Source organism: Flavobacterium sp. KY-23415 (assembly GCF_055384985.1).
The window spans coordinates 4,397,228-4,413,920 of record NZ_AP044001.1; the positions used below are offsets into that span (position 1 = coordinate 4,397,228).

A 16,693-nucleotide genomic window follows, 5' to 3' on the forward strand; every position below is an offset into this window, starting at 1 on the left:
TTGGATTTTTTTCTTCAGGAATTACTACCTGTGAAAAGTAAATCAAATTTTACTTTGTTCTTCAATTATTCTTTCAACTATATTCTCTTGTTTAAAATTTTCTAAGAACAATTGAATTAATTGATTTGTTGGACTATTTGGATATTTTTTCAGAAAACGATTAAATTCTGTAAGATTCTCTGGATAAATATATTTTTCTTCAGACGACCATTTATCCATTGTTGGTGTATTATCCATTCCCACTAGATAATCCAATTGATAGGCTTTATATTCTTCTTTTACACCTTCTAATAAAGTAGAGTTTGGATATTTTTCAATAAAATTTTCCCAAGAAATTATTCTTTCTCCTAATTCCTTAAAACTTATTGCAAGACCTGCATCGGCAGAATAGAGTTCTTTGCTTTCTTCACTTTTTAAATAGAGATATTCTTTATAGTCTTTTGACACATAATTACTAAATAGCTTATAATAAAAATCAGGTACTGTAGCAATTTGAACATAACCTTCTCCTATTTCTTCAATTTGTAAATGATGCTTTTTTAGCTTTCCTACAAAGTTGTCGAGATTTTTTTTTACACTTTCATCATCGGAATAAAAATTGTCTAATAAATTAGCCTCGCTTTCATATATTTTATCCAAAAGCGGTTGGTTTTCTTCTATATATTTTTCATATAATTTATTTGCTTCTTCATTGGTCGTATTTTCTAATTTCAGAATTATATTGGCTCTGTTGTTAGAAAACAATTCTAATATTGATCCTGAATTAGTTTCCTTTTGTGGTTCTTCCAACGCTACACTATGCTCTTTTGTTTCATTTTGTATTGAAGGAGTTGTATTCTTTGTTTCATTACAAGAAAAAAGAAATGCAAATAAAAGAGCTACAATAAATTTATTTTTCATCTTTACTATTGATTAATTTTAGAAGTGAATATTGATTCTTCTGGTTATAAGAAAACGTTTCTCAGTGTCTATAATTTGTAAAAACTTTATAAAAACGGATTAAAAATACAATAAATTATCATTCCAAATTTACTCACAACCATCAATTCCGCAACTGTCTCCTTCTTCTGAATTGATTATGGCTATTTTTGAATCAAAATTACCTTCTTTCCAAGTGGTTTCTAATGCTTGTATAAATATTTCTTCGGGTTGTGCTCCTGAAACAGCATATTTATTATCAAATACAAAAAACGGAACTCCTTGTACTCCTATATTTTGCGCTGTGGCAATATCGTTTTTAACCTCATCTGAATAAGCATCAGAATGTAAAACCTCATCTACAATTGTTTTTTCTAAGCCTACTTCTTGCCCTAATGTACTTAATGTTTCTAAATTATTCACATCTTTTCCATCGGTTAAATAAGCTTTTAAGAGCAGTTCTTTTAGTTCGTTTCCTAAATTATATTTTTTTGCTAAATGCAATAAACGGTGTGCGTTGTGAGAATTGGCTAAAATGGCTTTTTCGAAATGAAAATCTAAACCCGAATTTTTAGCGTTTTGGGTCATATTATCGACCATTTCTTGTGCCCAAGTTGTGTCTTTGCCATATTTCACTGCTAAATGATCCACAATATTATCATTGGCTGAAGCTTTAAAGTTTGCATCTAGTTGGAAACTTTTCCATTCTATTTCTACGTTGTCTTTGTGTTTAAAATTGGCCAATGCGCCTTCTATTCTTCTTTTTCCTATATAACAAAACGGACACATGACATCGGACCAAATTTGTACTTTTAATGTATTTTCCATTACTTTTTTTATTTGTATGCTCAAACTTACTCCTATTTGAATGATAATAAAAAGGGTTTATGAGTTTGTTAACGTATAAAATGGAATTTAAAATTGAACAATTAAAAAGCAAGCATGTAGTAAAGAAATGGATAAAAAAAGGTTACAAAACCATAGGCGGCTGTTCCTAAAACGAGAAATAAATGCCTGTATTGAAAGAAATTAACCTTTGATTTTAAATAATATACGTTAATTATTTCAAGTAATATGCCTAGAGAATACAGAACATTCGCCATGAAGCCCCACAAGAAAATCCCGATACAATCTGCTAATCCAAAACGGGACGGAAAAATTAGCAATATCGAGGAAATGCCTATAACTCCTATAATCAAATTAAAGTGAAGTCTATACCTTTCCCACCAAGTAATTGTTTGATTTATGGAACTAAAATCTATTTTTTTCATGTTTTTAATTTTATCTACTAAATATAAATGAAGCGTCCTTCACTATATTTTTTATTCTTCTACTATCTTAGTTGCGAGGTATTCAGGTAATTTATTTACTGCTGCTATTAATTTCTCTTTATTGACTGTTTGTTTTTCTTTGTTTTCTAGATTGTGGTTATAGTTTAAAAACAAATAATACATTAAAACCCTATTGTAATCGTCCAGTTGATTATCGGCTATCATTTCTAGCATTTTTGCTTCTATTTCATTTGCCTTTTCTGTTTCAGATAAAGCTCTGCCTATTCTACCTATACTTCCATAATAATGATTTTTACTTGGGTTTTCAACTCGCAAACTTATTCCTAATAGCAAGTCTAAAACATTAATGTCTAAAACTTCTAATTCTTTTATATAGGTTTTCCTTCTTCCCCATGCATAACTTCCGTCACTTACTCTGTCAAATCTATCGTTCATGATGTCTAGATGGGACCTGAGGAATATTTCCCAATTTATGGTTTCTGCTGCTAATTTAGCAATATTTACAGCATGTATTCTTGGACTATTATCTTGACTACAACCTCCCACTACAATTCGATTTCTCTTTAGTTCGAGTGCTGTTTTTGGTGAATCATAGAGGGCTACATATTCTTCTAATTCATCATTTGAACCTCCTTTTTCTAGCGCTTCTTTAACTGCTTCTTTTAGCAAAATATCAAATTTCTTATCTTTCGCTCTTAGACTATCCATTCGTTTGGGACGTAAAGAATCCCATAATTTACGCTTCTTCAAAAATTTCTCATACTTTTTTTCAGTATATTTTGATTTGAATTTGGGTCTTTTTGTTGCTTTATCAACATAATCTATAAATTCTTGGACTTTTAAAACCTCTTTGTTTTCATATCTAAAGTCTTCTCTTTCTGCTTTTTCATAAAAAACATGTGTAGTAGTATCGACCATACAATCTGAATATTGAATCATTCTGGCATAATGCTCTGGTATGGGTTGTTGTCTAAAATCTTCTGTAAAGTAAAACGCATAGATAGACTCTTCTGAATATTCACTCTTTTCGTAATGATCAAAAACCCATTGCCCTTTTACTGATTGGTCATATTTTTCTAAATCTTCATAAAGATTAAATTCATGTCCATATTTATCATTGAATTCTAAACTACTTAGCTCTAGAACATCTTTATCATTATAATCCTTATATTTAAACTTCACTACTACTAAGTTTTTTTCTAACTCGGCTTGGTTGTACTTTTTTATAAAATCATCAAAGGTAATATTTGCTTCTATATCGTTTTTTGCTTCATTTGCTAGTGAGCCTTTTAATGAGATATGATGAGCCTTTGCCTGTAGTTTTGACAAATAGGTTTTATTGAATTCGCAAACTTTAAATTTTAAGTTTAATGAATCTACAATAAATTTTAATTGTTTTACAGTGGTGTCCGAATAGATTAATCCATTATTCGATTTGGCAAATTCTGTGTTTTGGGAGAAACTGTTTATCCCAAACAATAAAAATAGGATTGTTGCTATATGTGATTTCGCCTTCTTCATTTTAGTAAGGTTTATGAATAGATTTTTTTAGTATTTTAAATATATGTTTACCTAAAAGGAGGTCCAGAAACCCAACCTACAATAGATTGTCGTGTGCCTTTTGTAATGGGTGTAACGCGATGCATGATGAAGGAAGGGAAAATGACTATGGTTCCTTTTTTTCGGGGTGCATTTTCTATTCTATTATTTATCATAAATTGTAAATCGCCTCCTTCATAGCTGTCTTCATCGGACAATTGAATGGTCATGCTTAATTTTCGTGCAGAAATTTCTCCTGGTCCAAAATCTAAATGCCAATCAAAAAAATCGCCTTCTGAATATCTTGTTAATTGTAGTTCCTGATGAAAACCTAACAAATCGAACCAAAATCTTTCGTTATTGCATTGCATTGCTAAACCTGCCAATCGGTTATAGATCCAATCGTTTTCGGGGGTGTTGTCTATGAACATTACAGAACTTTTTCGCAATTCGTCATTATAGATTTCGTCTCCAGAAAGTGTTGCTTTTATGGTTTTGTCGTCTTCCCAAAAATGAAGTATTCTATCTATTTCATGTGGTAGAAATAGTCCTGTATAGTAGATGTATTCTGCAAAGTTATGCTTTAGTGGTAATCCAAATGAATAATTGATTGCCATTCTTTTCTGTTTTTTTTAATATCAAGATGGTTTTTGTGGCTGTTGGGTAAATTTAAAATAAAAGATTGCCAATTCAAAACGGTTTTTGATTCTTTTGCACGAAAAGACATACTTTTTATGTATTATTGTTTGTTGGTGATGAACCCCATAGTGGTGGAATATAATAGGTTTCGTTCAACCACAGTTTACTTCACTTTTATTATTTGTGTTTTTGTGTTTAGTGATTATAATTCATTACTTCGTCTGTTCGCTTTGCTCGAGTGTTCGTGCTTCGCACGCAACGACCCACGGAGTGAAGATGAATACCTATAAAAAAACAATAAAAATTGATGAATAAACCTTAGCTGTTATAGGGCGTTTTTCTTTCTTTATTCATTGTATTCAGTCGTGTCTTTTTTTCTTTGAATTGATTTTATTCGTCCGTTCTTGAATTCAACCCTTATGTCAATATTTCTTGTTAGAAAAAAGAACTTTTTATAGGTTTTCCCACAAAGCAAAACCAAGTCATATTTGTAATTGTCAAAAGGAATTTCAATAATGTCCAAAGTCAATTTTGATTGTCTAATTGTGTTTTCTATGTTCACTTCTGAATTTTTCAATGAGCATAAAATATACTTTTCAATGTCAGGCAGGTGACTTTTAAAGTTCTCCCTGAATTCATTGTATTTGTCAACTTGTTCTTGTTTTATTTGCTTGTCTTTTGATTTAAAATACAAGTCACACAAATTCCCGTAACCGTCAAAAATTGGAGAGTCGTGATATGTTTCCGAATTACCTGTCCAAGCTTTTATGTATGAAAAATCTCTTTTTATTTTGTCAATAGTCAACATATTTTAATTCTTTTTTGGGTCAAAACCATACATAAAGTTATTCAAGTGTCCGCCTGAACTTTCAAGTCCTACAATGTCCATTAGTTCTTCAAAGTAACTACAAACTCTTTCTCTGTCTTCCGTGTCCAGCTGCAAGTATAGGTCGGTAAATCTCTCAAGTCCAATCTTAATAGCGTTTTGATACTCTTTGTCTGTTGGATTTCCTTTGTCAGCAAGCTTTTTAAAGTCGTCTGCTGCAAGGTTTATCATTTCTGTCAAAACAGGTTTTAGGTTTGGGTCGCCAATTCCAGGATAAAATAGTTTGTCGTCTTGTAGAAATTTTTCTTTGTTTTTGAACTCTTCAAATTTTGTCATTGCATTGTCTGGTGTTTTCAATTGTGCTTGTCCACAAGCTGTGAAAAGAAGTAAAGTCAGTCCTAATATTATGTTTGTTATTTGTTTCACTGTCGTCTTTTAAAATGCCCTATAACTTGTTTATAGGTCTGACATCCTCAGACCAATACCTCTAAAAGTTGATAGATGTCTGATAAACCTCAGTTTACTTTTTATTCCTTACAAACCTAAACTATTCTTTTTAGTCTTGCAATACGTATAAACACGTATTTCTTATGCTTTTTTGTACGTATAAATACGTAGTTAAGGTAAAATAGTTCACTAAAACACTTTTTATGGTGTACTGGTTTTGTTTTGGTAAAAATAGGGTGCTTTTTTTAATCTTTTTTACGGTTTTCCTTACTGTGGTGTTTTTTTTAGTTCTCGATACTTTTTTTATTCCATTTCATTACAAAAAAAACACTCGAACAGACGTGTTGCAAAAGCAAAGAGATCCGTTCAATCACGGTTTCATTGTTCATACTTCTCACGCAGCGAAACCTTAGCTGTTGTGAGCAGTTATTTTTGTTTGTAATGGCATTCTCCTAAAGGTTTTCCGCTTCCGCAAAAACAAGGGTCATCAATCGACATAAAGCTTTCTTTTACTAAAAAATCAGGTTCTCCTTCAAATTCTCCAGACTCTCCAGATTCAGCCATTTTTAATATTTCTTCAAACTCCTTTTCCGCTCTTTTTAAATCCTTTTCTGTTGGTTTTAGACGTTCTGTTAATTCCAAGTCAAATGTACTGTCCCAGATTTTAAAAGTTTCAGTGTTTTTGTCAGGTGGAATTTTAGCAAAGTTTTCTGGCGTGTTAATTTCTTGAAACTTTTTTAAATCATTTTTTAAAGATTCTAGTGATATAAAAATCACATTTTTTGGTTGTACTACATTGTATAATGAAATCAAGAATTTATCATTAGATGTAAAAACTTTAGCGAAAGGTGCATAAAATAGATATTCAAGGTCTAACAAATTTGTTAGTCTTTCTCCAAAAAGACTATTATTCAATCCAATATAAAACATTGATACAACAGAATAACAATAATAGGCATATTCAGAAAATTTTTCTAAATCGCCAAAACCACCTTTTTTCCATCTGTCCAATATTTGTGCAATTTTTTGTTCCTCTATCTTGAAATAATTTAGCATTCGTTCCAGAACATCTTCTGGTTCCATTTCTATATTAATTCTCTCAATAAATTTTTCTTTCAGTTCCTGAAGCTTTTCAGGGTTTGATGCTTTAGTATTTGTAACTTTAATATCTTTAAGATGTTCAAATTGGGCTTTAAATTCTTGAATGACATTTTCGTCCTTTGTTTCTTTTCTCCAAAGTGTTGAAGCAATATCATCTAAATTATTAAAGTCTCCTTTTGTCCATCTTTTTATTGATATCTCTTCGTCTGTTTCCTTAAATGTTAATCCTTTCTTTCCTTTAGTAGTTATTGATTCATTCGCTATGAGAAAAGGTCGATTCTCTGAATCAACAAAATTGCATAGAAAAGAGTTTTCTATTATTAGTTCGTATGGCATATTAACATACGAATTGTATGGGAATAACTTTTTTGATAGATTTATAACTTCTTCTTTTGGTGTTTTTCTTCCGGCTTTTTCTTCTTTCGATAAATCTCCAAGTATTTCAGATACTAGTAAAGGTGTAATGTTTACCGTATAGTATCTATGCAGTTCGATAATGTCATTATAATTAAGACCTTGAAAGGTGGATTTATCTAAAACAATAGGTATTGACATTCTTGGTTTGGTTTAATTGCTTACAACTTGTTTAAGGTCTGACATCCTCAGACCAATACCTCTAAAAGTTGATAGATTTATCTGATAAACATCAGTTTACTTTTTATTCTTTACAAACCTAAACTATTCTTTTTAGTCTTGCAATACGTATAAATACGTATTTTTTATGCTTTTATGTACGTATAAATACGTAGTCAAGGTAAAATAGTTCACCAAAACACTTTTTTATGGTGTATTGGGTTGGTTTTGTTTTTGGTAAAAATAGGGTGCTTTTTTTAATCTTTTTTACGGTTTTCCTTACTGTGGTGTTTTTTTTAGTTCTCGATACTTTTTTTTATTTCTTTTCATTACATAAAAAACACTCGAACGGACGGTGTGCAAAACTAAGAGTTGATGGAGAGCATTTTAACCACCCCGTCCTGCGGACACCCCTCCGAAGGAGGGGAAAATGACGGTAATCGTTATACATTTGCGGAGTGAAATATCTAAAAATCTTCACTCGTTTCAATCTTCTAATTTCTATTGGTTTTCTTTAGAAGCGTTCTGTTTTTTATAGTCTTTTCTCGAAAGTATCGCCATGATTAAGCCGAAAAATGAAGCATTAAAAATAAATTTCCCTAATTTAAATTCATTTCCACTAAAGTAATCGTATGCAGCAATTCCTACAGCATATATTAGCCCAGTTAATAAAAAAGTTTTTATCCTTTGTTTTATTATTGTATTCATATATTTTTATTTATTTTATGTTTTCATTTTTTATTCAAGTTGCCATTCAAAAAATTTTTCTTCATTTGAGAGTACAATTCTTTCTGCTTTTCCTTTTTCTATTTTCCAATGTGCTGAATAACTTCCTGCTCCATCTGAAAAAAATGAATATAAAAAATAAGTATCATTCTTTTTTACTATTTTGAATTGATTCTTTGACAAAAATCCAGAAAAATTTGGGTTGAACATTTTTGTAACCTCAAGATTAATGTTTTGTTTTTCAATAATTAAAATTAAGTTCGTCAATTCATTTTTAGGAAATTCCATTCCATAATCTGAACCAAACCATTCTTGATTATCAATTTTGCATATATACTTCCAATTACTTTGCATGCAATATTCGAAAGAATGCTTTGTTTTATCAAAGTTTTGAATTTCCCATTGCAATCTTATGTTTTTATCTAGATTGATTTCTCCTTTGCTTTGACCAAAAGTAGCAAATGTTATACAGTAAAAAATGACTACCAATTTATACATAAATTATTCTTTTAATTTTTAAGAAACTAGACGACACTATTTGTTTGTGGGGCTTTTGTTTGCGTGCACGGAATACATCTCACGCTAGTGATTGAGTATTTTCGTAAGTCCTCAATGAAATTGACCTATACCTATTAGTTTTTGAAACCTAACAGGTATAAAGCATCAATTTTTTAACCACTTCGTCTTGAAAAAACTCAAGCAAAAAGGAAAATGCGATATAATTGGGAGGTACTTTAGCATTCTTTAAGTTTCTATATTAATAAAAAATCTTATTTTAATTTCATAAATAGATAAGAAAAGACCATTGCATTTAGGTTTGCACTTTGTTTGTATGTTGACTCACCTCCATGTCCTCCTTCGCTTTCTTCAAAATAATAAATAGTATTTCCCATATCTATCATTTTAGCTGCCATTTTTCTAGCATGTCCAGGATGCACTCTATCATCTCGGGTTGAAGTGTAAAAAAAGACTTCTGGATATTGTATGTCTTTCTTTAAGTTCTGATAGGGTGAATATTTTTTAATATATTCCCATTGTTCGGGTTGGTCTGGATTCCCGTATTCGTCTGTCCAACTTGCTCCTGCCAGTAATTTATTAAAGCGTTTCATGTCTAATAATGGTACTTGACAAACTACTGCATTGTATAGTTCTGGTCTTTGCGTAAAAGCCACTCCTACTAATAGTCCTCCATTACTTCCTCCCATTATACCTAAATGTTTAGGAGATGTTATGTTTTTCTTTATCAAATCTTCTGTTACAGCATAAAAATCATCAAAAACATTTTGTCTTTTTTCTTTTAATCCTGCTTGATGCCATTTGGGACCAAATTCTCCTCCGCCTCTAATATTTGCAAGTACAAACACCCCACCGTTATCTAACCATGAAGTTCCAAAAGTGGCTGAATAAAAAGGTTTTAAAGCATTTTCAAACCCACCATAAGCATAGATTAATGTTGGGTTATTGCCATCTGTTTTCATTTTTTTGGAAGAAACTACAAAATAAGGCACTAATGTTCCATCTTTTGATTTCGTTTTATATTGATTTACAACATATTTATCGCCATCAAAATAGGCCTTCTGTGATTTAAATGGGCTATTCGTATTTGTTTCTGCATTGGCAATATATAGCGTTGTTGGAGTAAGAAAGTTTTTATAGGTAAACATATATTCATCTGACTTATAATCTAAATCGGCAATATAAATTGTTCCATGATCTGGTGTTTTTACTTTTTCACTTACCCATTTGTTTTTTTTATAACTGTAGATGTATAACTCACTATTTACGTTTGTGAGGAAGTTTATAAGTAGTTTATTTTTTGTTTTTGAAACACCTTCTATGCTTGAGAATTCATTTGGCTCTACTACTAATTTTATTTGTTTTTCCCCTTTTAATAATTCTGAAAAATTTAAACTTATTAATGAACCTTGTTTATAGTTCTTATTGTTTACTGTCCAATCTGATTTTAAAAGTAGAATTAATTGATTATTAATAATATGCTGAATTGAAGCATCAGCTGGTATTTGTAATTTTACTTTTTCTTTGCCTACTATTACGAAATTGGCAATATCTGAATAAGTAGTATAACTTTTAATAAATATATATTGATTTGAACCATCTATCATTAAATATCCCGATGCGAGAATATCATCTTCTTTACACTCATAAAGAAGCTCTGCATCTTTTAATAATGTTCCTCTTTTCCAAAGTTTAACCTGTCTTGGATATCCTGATGTGGTAAGGGTGTTTTCTCCAAAATCTGATGAAATAATCAAGGTGTTCTCATCTACATAGCTTGCTCCTCCTTTTGATTCTGGAATGTAAAAACCGTTTTCTATAAATTGCTTTGTATTTACATCAAACTCTTTCTTTATTGTTGCATCGCTCCCACCTTTTGATAAGCTCACCATAAAGCGATCATAACTTGGATACAAACCTGAAGCACCAGTATAGACCCAATTTATTGAATCTTTTCTTGATAGTTCATCTATATCTAAGAGGGTTTCCCATTCTGGTTTCCCTTCTAAATATTTTATCTTTAAACTCCTTCTCCATATGCCTCTTTCATTTTTTTCATCTTTCCAAAAATTATATACGAACTCGTTAGTGGTTGATGGTAGTATCAATTTATCTGAAGAATTATAGATCTCTAAACATTTATTATAGATGTCCTCATATACTTTACTATTTGATAATTTATCTTGTGTAATTTTATTTTGTGTAGCAACAAATTCTAGTGCTTTTTCACTCTCTATTTCTTCCAACCATAAATAGGGATCTTCTTGCGCTTGAATAGTAAAAATTGTGGTAAAAATCATTAAAAGAATAAACCTTTTTTTTATCATAATAGTTAATTTAAAATATTTTCTTTTTCAGAATGTGCTTATTTAAACAAAAAAACTTATTTCTTTTTTTGTTTTTCTTGGTCTTCATTTATTTTTTTTACTACATCCATTGAAATCACAGTTAATTCATTAGTTTCGCAATTCCATACATTCAAATATTTTTTAGAGATTACATTGTGTGTTTTCCATTTTGCAAGTTTTTGATATAGCATTAATGTGCAAATATCTGTTGCAGTTATAAAATCTCCTGTTTCGGGCAGATGACTATGCATTGCTCCTTCTATTTGCTTGTCTTCTTCTATGTTTCCATATTCTATTGGAATGATATTTTTATGAAGCTGTTTTTTTTCTATTAGTTTATTATTTTTATTATAGGTTAATAAATAATCGTTACCAAATATAACAACACCACTTTCTTTTGGTCCTGTAAGGATATATACTTTTTTTTCCTTTTTATTAATTAGTGGAATAATATTAGGACTCGTGTTTTGATAAAATTTAAAAAAATCATCTGTATTTGTTTTTAGCTCAGTTAATGCCTTTTCTCTAATATTGTATAAATCGTTTTCTAAATTTGTAAATTCTCTTTCAGCTAAATCTGTTATGGCTGTATCGATACTATAGGTACTATCAAATGAAATAGTTCCTATTACTTTTGGTGAGTCTTCTCTTGAAAAGAATATACATTTTGAAATTTCATTATCTGTATATGAGAAATAACCACCAATTTTTTCTCGTTGTTTGTAGGTTTCTAAAAATATATCGGTTCCAAACCATGATGCCATTTCTGATTTATAGAGTAGTTTACCTTCTGCTACTATGGGCTGTGCTTTTTTTGTTGGATTAGTTTGTCCAAACACATTTACCGCTAAAAATATTGTTGTAATTACTAGTATCTTTTTCAATTCGTTATGCTTTAAATATTCAGTCACACATTATGAATCTATCATGAAAATCTCTTTGTTTATACTTGATTTTTACAGGCATAATAACAATAAACTCTCTTATAAAAAAATAATCTGTAATCTGTGGGTTAATTATTGTTTTTTGTTTATTCCTTACAAACCTAAACTTTTCTTTTTAGTCTTGCAATACGTATAAACACGTATTTTTCATGCTTTTTTGGACGTATAAATACGTAGTCAAGGTAAAATAGTTCACCAAAACACTATTTTATGGTGTACTGGTTTTGTTTTGGTAAAAATAGGGTGCTTTTTTTAATTTCTTTTACGGTTTTCCTTATTATGATGTTTTTTTTTAGTTCTCGATACTTTTTTTATTCCATTTCATTACATAAAAAACACTCGAACAGACGTGTTGCAAGAGCTAAGAGATTGCTGGAGCCGAATTTTAACCACCCTACAGACAAAGGTAATCCTTCAAGACCTGTCGGGTTTTAGAAACCTGACAGGTCTTGAAGGATTGAACGTTATTTAGTTGAAGCTGGTTTACTTATTTTTTTTTATACAGCGTCCTCGTGTTTCATTTCCTTCATGGAGTACCACTTCGGAATGTAGCAATGTTGCTGCGGCTGCAGATTCTTTAACTTTGGTGGCACTGCGCTTTAACATGGCTGTTTCAAAAGTGTTCAAAACACTTTTTCGTATTCCTAGTTCTCTCCATTCTGATGGTGGTTTGCATCCTTTTGAGATTCCACGAGCCAATGCTAATGCGTCTAACAAGGCTTGGTTGGCTCCTTGTCCTTTAAAGGGACTCATTGGGTGTGCGGCATCTCCGATGAGTGTTATTTGTTCTCCTTTTTCTAACAATTCTGGTTTGAGTAACTCCCGATCATACACAGGATATCCAGAAATTTGAGCTTCTGGGGTTGCTGTCAATATTTGAGGTATTGGTTCGTGCCATTGCGTTCTGCGGCAGGCTTCTTCTTTAAGGGCTTGTGTTCCTCGATTACTTAATGCCTTTGCTTCCTCTTCTGGCATGGGGAAGCTTAGTTGCCACATTATCGAATTGGAAGTATAGGGCATCATGTAGATTCGCTCATTACCATTGGCTGTTTGAAAAACTGTAGCCGAATCGAGTAAATCATTATTCTGTCCTTCAAGAGTGTCTAATGAACAAATTCCTAATATTACGATACAACCTAAGTAACGCAAAGGAGTGACAGCTTCTCCAAGCAACAACTTGCGCACCGAACTACGAATTCCGTCTGCACCAACCACCAAATCGGCGTTATATTGTTTGATTGCTCCGTTTACTTGGAAATTGAGAGTAACACTCTTATCGTCATTTGTTTTAAAATCGATTAACTGATGTCCCCATTGTACCGCATCCTGTCCTCCCAATTGTTCCAAGAGTGCTAATCGTAATGATTGCCTTGCTATATGCACATTGGTGCGTTTTGGAGTTGTTTGTTTTTCTGACTGCACCCACTTTCGCATTCCCCACTCACCTATTACTTTCCCTTCTGTTGTATGAACTAAATGGCGTGTTGAAACTACTCCTGCTTCTAATGAAAAAAGTCCAAAGCCTTCTATCGCTTTGCTTGCTTGTTGCAAAGTGAGTCCATAACCTTGAGATCGTGCCTTGAAACTTGTATCGCGTTCATAAAGTGTGAAAGGAATCCTGCGGTGCAAACAAGCCACTGCGAGAGCTACTCCTCCAATTCCTGCTCCTATAATTGCCACATGTGGGTAGTTTTCATTATCTGCTTTAGGTGGTTGCATGGCTGAAAGTAGTCCAGAGCCTAAACAATTTGGGCATGTATAGGGTTGACTTTTTGGAGGTACAGGAGCTACTCCTTCTCCATTTGTTTTTTCAAATTGATCGAGTGCAATTTCATACTGGAGTCGGACTTTTTTTCGAATTCTTCGCTTTTTTTTTCCTTCTCCTTGGCATTCCTGACAACTCGTCCAGCTTGTTTCTGGATGTATTATCTTTTCCGTTTCTTTGCTTGACATGATATTATTGAGACGCAATTTTAGAGATTCGTATGTTTTACTATTAGATGAAGGTGTTTCAATTATTCTATTCCTGTTAGTTATTCTTTATTACTTTTTCATAGGCTTTTCTAGGGCTTCCTCTAAAATATACTTCACCACAATAAACATAGCCTTGTTTTTCGAAGAGGTGCATCATGGCATTATTATCGAAATTAGTATCGGCTTTAATACTGTAGATATTGTTTTTTGTAGCGAATTCTTCTATATAAGTCATCATTATTTTGGCCAAACCTTTTCCTAAATAATCTTGTGAAATGGCTACACGATGAAACACGACAAAATCATGGTTTGTGAGCCACTTCCCTACTATTTTTTCATATTCGGGTTCGTCATTTATTAGAATAGCACAATAGCCCACAATAGTTTCATTATCTACTAAAACATAGCCATGTTCTTTTTCAATATCGTTTTGAATGATTTCTAGATTAGGATAACCGTCTTGCCATTGGTTACTTCCATCTTCTTTTCTTCTTTGAATGGCTTGTTGTAATATTGTCCAAATGGAAGGAATTTCTGAAAGTTGGGCTTTTCTTAATTGATAGGTGTGTTGCATAGTTCTATGGTGATGGTTTCAAATATATCAAAAAAAATCCTCCTCATACTCTAAAAAGAGTACAAAAAGGAAAAACTTAAAAAATTAATATATTATACCGTTTATTTTTTGAAATTCCCCTAAAGGAAATTTCTAAATAGCATAAAAAAACTACGCTTCGTTTCCGATATATTTACAAGTAGCACGAACTACCGTCATTGTACCGTTTCCGTTATTACAACATAAACAAGCAAGTTTTTCGTTGACAATGCATGTGCTACAATTACTAACAATAGCACTTCCATTAATTTGTGACATTTCTGTGCGACTTAAGACTTTAGTGGCTAATTCTTTAATTTTATTCATTTTGCTCCAATTTTCTAATAAAAAGGGTTAATAAAAGGTCCAATATATACACAAGTAACACCTAATTCTCTTAATTGAGCTGCCTCATAATGATTATGGATTGATACTTCTGGACTAGAATGATGCCAACACATATAGGTGCTACCTCCATTTATGGTTTGGGCTTCATTTTTTGTTAGTTCAAATTTTTTTAGTGTGTCTAGTTTTTTTTTCATCTTTTTAGTTTTAATAACGCTTTTAAAATTTGTATTCTCCAAACTTCTTGCAATTTAGTACAACTTAAAAAGTTAATTATCACCCATTTTGGGTGATTTTTTTATTTTAACCTGCTCCATTAAAACGATCGAAAACTATTCCGTTTTCGGTTATTTTGAATACAAACCAAATTGCATATTCTTCTTCCGACATATAATTGGAATAGCCATCATCAAAATCTCCGAAAATTTCGGAATGACTATGCATTCCAGTAGTTAAGGTTAGTTCATCATATTTAAAAAGTAGCTCATATTTAGACACATTATCTCCGTTATCGATTGTTACTTTATATAATCCGCTGTTTTTATTCCAATTTATATTTTTTAAATCGATATGGTTTAAGCATGCTTTTAAATCGGATTCCAGACTTTCAAAGTATTCCTCTTTCATAATTTCGTGTAAATATTTAACAATAACTCCATTGTTTTTATCGTTGAGTGCTTTTTTTAATTCGGCTAAATCTTTTAGGGCTTTATTTCGCTTTTCTAATTCTTTATCTTCAAGTTTTTTTATTAAACTACTGTTCTCATTTTCTATTGTTGATAATACTATTGTTGCATTGGATTGAGCTGGTTTATACCAATCTTGGTTTTCAAAATAGCGTGCATACTTAGATGTTGAAAACACATAACCTTTTCTTGCAGAAATTTCATTGCGTAGCAATGCCAATTCTTCTACGCTTTTGCCTTTAAGTTGATTTTCTTTTAGTAATTGTGTGCTACATGTGCTACAGTTTTCTATTGTTTGCGAAAATACTATTGTGCTTAGCAATAGCATATACATAGTGAGTTTTTTTATCATTGTTGTTTTTTGTTGTTTATGTATCGTTTTACAATTGAGAGTAAACTTATACTGATTGTATATATATAAAGTAGTGTGAAACCATTTTCTCTAAAATTACGAATTATTAATACGGTTAAAATACAAGACAAGCCTACTAAAAATGTAAGCATTAAATACCGAATGAGTTGCTTTTTATTTTTATAAAAATTAAATTGTATAAATAGGCAAACGTTGATAAATGGTATAAAAAACGAAAAAAATAAAGCACGTATTAACAAAAAGCCTATTCCAAAATCTATTCCTGTCATCTTATTATATTACTATTTATCAATAATTTCAGATTTAAAAAACACAAATATTTTAGCTTCCTTAGCTATCTCTTCAGAATTTAATAAATAATCTGGTATTCGTTTTTCTTTCTCAAAATAACCTGTCACTTTTAACAACTGTTTTCCTGGATTAAAATTTTTTAAATAATTGGTGCTTTTATCTGCCGATTCAATATAAAAACAATGTGCAATTAAATTGTTATCACTGTATTTCTTATAGTCCTCTTTTGTTATCCAATTCGGACATTCGCAACCCCAAATGATATACTCTAATTCTATAGTAATGTGTTTCTCGCTAGATGCTACAGCAAATTCATTATTTTTATTTTCCTTTTTGGGTGTAAAATCATTGAAAATAAATATCCAAAAAACTGATATTAAAAATTTCATAGCCTATTTTATAAAAATTAATATTATAATCAAAACTCCACATAATAATAAGAAAAATGGTATCTATTAGTTTGGTTATTCCTTGATAGCAAGAACCTCCTCCTTCATTTAGTACTTGAGGAAAACTAAAATAAGAGCATATAACAATTACTACTATTAGAACGATTTTCTTGC

Annotated in this window: 18 protein-coding genes; all 18 read right to left on the reverse strand. The window is 31.1% G+C overall.

Annotated features, from left to right (window positions below; genetic code table 11):
* Positions 1 to 42: 42 nt before the first annotated feature.
* The 18 genes from ACZ49Z_RS19285 to ACZ49Z_RS19370 all read right to left on the reverse strand — a co-directional run bounded on the left by ACZ49Z_RS19285 (position 43) and on the right by ACZ49Z_RS19370 (position 16,519).
* The gene (locus tag ACZ49Z_RS19285) at positions 43 to 900 is read right to left on the reverse strand and encodes a hypothetical protein (protein WP_464305922.1); all 858 of its coding nucleotides are present in this window, start codon (positions 898 to 900) and stop codon (positions 43 to 45) included.
* Positions 901 to 1,029: 129 nt separating this feature from the next.
* Complete coding sequence (locus ACZ49Z_RS19290; protein WP_464305923.1) at positions 1,030 to 1,746, reverse strand: DsbA family oxidoreductase; 717 nt, start codon at positions 1,744 to 1,746, stop codon at positions 1,030 to 1,032.
* Positions 1,747 to 1,847: 101 nt separating this feature from the next.
* Complete coding sequence (locus tag ACZ49Z_RS19295) at positions 1,848 to 2,189, reverse strand: hypothetical protein (protein ID WP_464305924.1); 342 nt, start codon at positions 2,187 to 2,189, stop codon at positions 1,848 to 1,850.
* 51 nt (positions 2,190 to 2,240) lie between these two features.
* Complete coding sequence (locus ACZ49Z_RS19300; protein ID WP_464305925.1) at positions 2,241 to 3,731, reverse strand: hypothetical protein; 1,491 nt, start codon at positions 3,729 to 3,731, stop codon at positions 2,241 to 2,243.
* A 47-nt stretch (positions 3,732 to 3,778) separates the two neighbouring features.
* Positions 3,779 to 4,366, reverse strand: a complete 588-nt coding sequence (locus ACZ49Z_RS19305) for a 2OG-Fe(II) oxygenase (RefSeq protein WP_464305926.1) — start codon at positions 4,364 to 4,366, stop codon at positions 3,779 to 3,781.
* A 368-nt stretch (positions 4,367 to 4,734) separates the two neighbouring features.
* Positions 4,735 to 5,196 carry a hypothetical protein gene (locus ACZ49Z_RS19310; RefSeq protein ID WP_464305927.1) on the reverse strand — a complete coding sequence of 154 codons (462 nt, stop codon included), beginning with the start codon at positions 5,194 to 5,196 and terminating at the stop codon, positions 4,735 to 4,737.
* A 3-nt stretch (positions 5,197 to 5,199) separates the two neighbouring features.
* Positions 5,200 to 5,640, reverse strand: a complete 441-nt coding sequence (locus tag ACZ49Z_RS19315; protein ID WP_464305928.1) for a DUF4844 domain-containing protein — start codon at positions 5,638 to 5,640, stop codon at positions 5,200 to 5,202.
* 447 nt (positions 5,641 to 6,087) lie between these two features.
* Positions 6,088 to 7,317 (reverse strand): SEC-C domain-containing protein, encoded by a 1,230-nt coding sequence (locus tag ACZ49Z_RS19320; RefSeq protein WP_464305929.1) that lies wholly within the window; start codon positions 7,315 to 7,317, stop codon positions 6,088 to 6,090.
* A 519-nt stretch (positions 7,318 to 7,836) separates the two neighbouring features.
* A complete protein-coding gene (locus ACZ49Z_RS19325; RefSeq protein WP_464305930.1) occupies positions 7,837 to 8,043 on the reverse strand; it encodes a hypothetical protein in 207 nt (68 codons plus the stop codon).
* A gap of 30 nt (positions 8,044 to 8,073) precedes the next feature.
* Complete coding sequence (locus ACZ49Z_RS19330; protein WP_464305931.1) at positions 8,074 to 8,559, reverse strand: hypothetical protein; 486 nt, start codon at positions 8,557 to 8,559, stop codon at positions 8,074 to 8,076.
* Positions 8,560 to 8,831: 272 nt separating this feature from the next.
* On the reverse strand, positions 8,832 to 10,904 hold the full coding sequence (locus tag ACZ49Z_RS19335) for a prolyl oligopeptidase family serine peptidase (protein WP_464305932.1): 2,073 nt from the start codon (positions 10,902 to 10,904) through the stop codon (positions 8,832 to 8,834).
* Positions 10,905 to 10,960: 56 nt separating this feature from the next.
* Positions 10,961 to 11,809, reverse strand: coding sequence for a hypothetical protein (locus tag ACZ49Z_RS19340; RefSeq protein ID WP_464305933.1), 849 nt, complete (start codon positions 11,807 to 11,809; stop codon positions 10,961 to 10,963).
* Positions 11,810 to 12,352: 543 nt separating this feature from the next.
* Positions 12,353 to 13,822 carry an FAD-dependent oxidoreductase gene (locus ACZ49Z_RS19345; protein WP_464305934.1) on the reverse strand — a complete coding sequence of 490 codons (1,470 nt, stop codon included), beginning with the start codon at positions 13,820 to 13,822 and terminating at the stop codon, positions 12,353 to 12,355.
* 76 nt (positions 13,823 to 13,898) lie between these two features.
* Positions 13,899 to 14,417 carry a GNAT family N-acetyltransferase gene (locus ACZ49Z_RS19350; RefSeq protein WP_464305935.1) on the reverse strand — a complete coding sequence of 173 codons (519 nt, stop codon included), beginning with the start codon at positions 14,415 to 14,417 and terminating at the stop codon, positions 13,899 to 13,901.
* Between the two features lie 150 nt (positions 14,418 to 14,567).
* Positions 14,568 to 14,714 carry a hypothetical protein gene (locus ACZ49Z_RS19355; protein WP_464305936.1) on the reverse strand — a complete coding sequence of 49 codons (147 nt, stop codon included), beginning with the start codon at positions 14,712 to 14,714 and terminating at the stop codon, positions 14,568 to 14,570.
* 62 nt (positions 14,715 to 14,776) lie between these two features.
* Positions 14,777 to 14,977, reverse strand: coding sequence for a hypothetical protein (locus ACZ49Z_RS19360; RefSeq protein ID WP_464305937.1), 201 nt, complete (start codon positions 14,975 to 14,977; stop codon positions 14,777 to 14,779).
* A 106-nt stretch (positions 14,978 to 15,083) separates the two neighbouring features.
* Positions 15,084 to 15,818, reverse strand: coding sequence for a YARHG domain-containing protein (locus tag ACZ49Z_RS19365; RefSeq protein WP_464305938.1), 735 nt, complete (start codon positions 15,816 to 15,818; stop codon positions 15,084 to 15,086).
* Between the two features lie 302 nt (positions 15,819 to 16,120).
* Complete coding sequence (locus tag ACZ49Z_RS19370) at positions 16,121 to 16,519, reverse strand: hypothetical protein (protein WP_464305939.1); 399 nt, start codon at positions 16,517 to 16,519, stop codon at positions 16,121 to 16,123.
* Positions 16,520 to 16,693: the final 174 nt, after the last annotated feature.

Bases quoted from the DNA above. Each gene is read 5' to 3' on its own strand.
- ACZ49Z_RS19285 (WP_464305922.1), bottom strand. From the start codon at position 900: ATGAAAAATAAATTTATTGTAGCTCTTTTATTTGCATTTCTTTTTTCT.
- ACZ49Z_RS19290 (WP_464305923.1), bottom strand. From the start codon at position 1,746: ATGGAAAATACATTAAAAGTACAAATTTGGTCCGATGTCATGTGTCCG.
- ACZ49Z_RS19295 (WP_464305924.1), bottom strand. From the start codon at position 2,189: ATGAAAAAAATAGATTTTAGTTCCATAAATCAAACAATTACTTGGTGG.
- ACZ49Z_RS19300 (WP_464305925.1), bottom strand. From the start codon at position 3,731: ATGAAGAAGGCGAAATCACATATAGCAACAATCCTATTTTTATTGTTT.
- ACZ49Z_RS19305 (WP_464305926.1), bottom strand. From the start codon at position 4,366: ATGGCAATCAATTATTCATTTGGATTACCACTAAAGCATAACTTTGCA.
- ACZ49Z_RS19310 (WP_464305927.1), bottom strand. From the start codon at position 5,196: ATGTTGACTATTGACAAAATAAAAAGAGATTTTTCATACATAAAAGCT.
- ACZ49Z_RS19320 (WP_464305929.1), bottom strand. From the start codon at position 7,317: ATGTCAATACCTATTGTTTTAGATAAATCCACCTTTCAAGGTCTTAAT.
- ACZ49Z_RS19325 (WP_464305930.1), bottom strand. From the start codon at position 8,043: ATGAATACAATAATAAAACAAAGGATAAAAACTTTTTTATTAACTGGG.
- ACZ49Z_RS19330 (WP_464305931.1), bottom strand. From the start codon at position 8,559: ATGTATAAATTGGTAGTCATTTTTTACTGTATAACATTTGCTACTTTT.
- ACZ49Z_RS19335 (WP_464305932.1), bottom strand. From the start codon at position 10,904: ATGATAAAAAAAAGGTTTATTCTTTTAATGATTTTTACCACAATTTTT.
- ACZ49Z_RS19345 (WP_464305934.1), bottom strand. From the start codon at position 13,822: ATGTCAAGCAAAGAAACGGAAAAGATAATACATCCAGAAACAAGCTGG.
- ACZ49Z_RS19350 (WP_464305935.1), bottom strand. From the start codon at position 14,417: ATGCAACACACCTATCAATTAAGAAAAGCCCAACTTTCAGAAATTCCT.
- ACZ49Z_RS19355 (WP_464305936.1), bottom strand. From the start codon at position 14,714: ATGTCACAAATTAATGGAAGTGCTATTGTTAGTAATTGTAGCACATGC.
- ACZ49Z_RS19360 (WP_464305937.1), bottom strand. From the start codon at position 14,977: ATGAAAAAAAAACTAGACACACTAAAAAAATTTGAACTAACAAAAAAT.
- ACZ49Z_RS19365 (WP_464305938.1), bottom strand. From the start codon at position 15,818: ATGATAAAAAAACTCACTATGTATATGCTATTGCTAAGCACAATAGTA.
- ACZ49Z_RS19370 (WP_464305939.1), bottom strand. From the start codon at position 16,519: ATGAAATTTTTAATATCAGTTTTTTGGATATTTATTTTCAATGATTTT.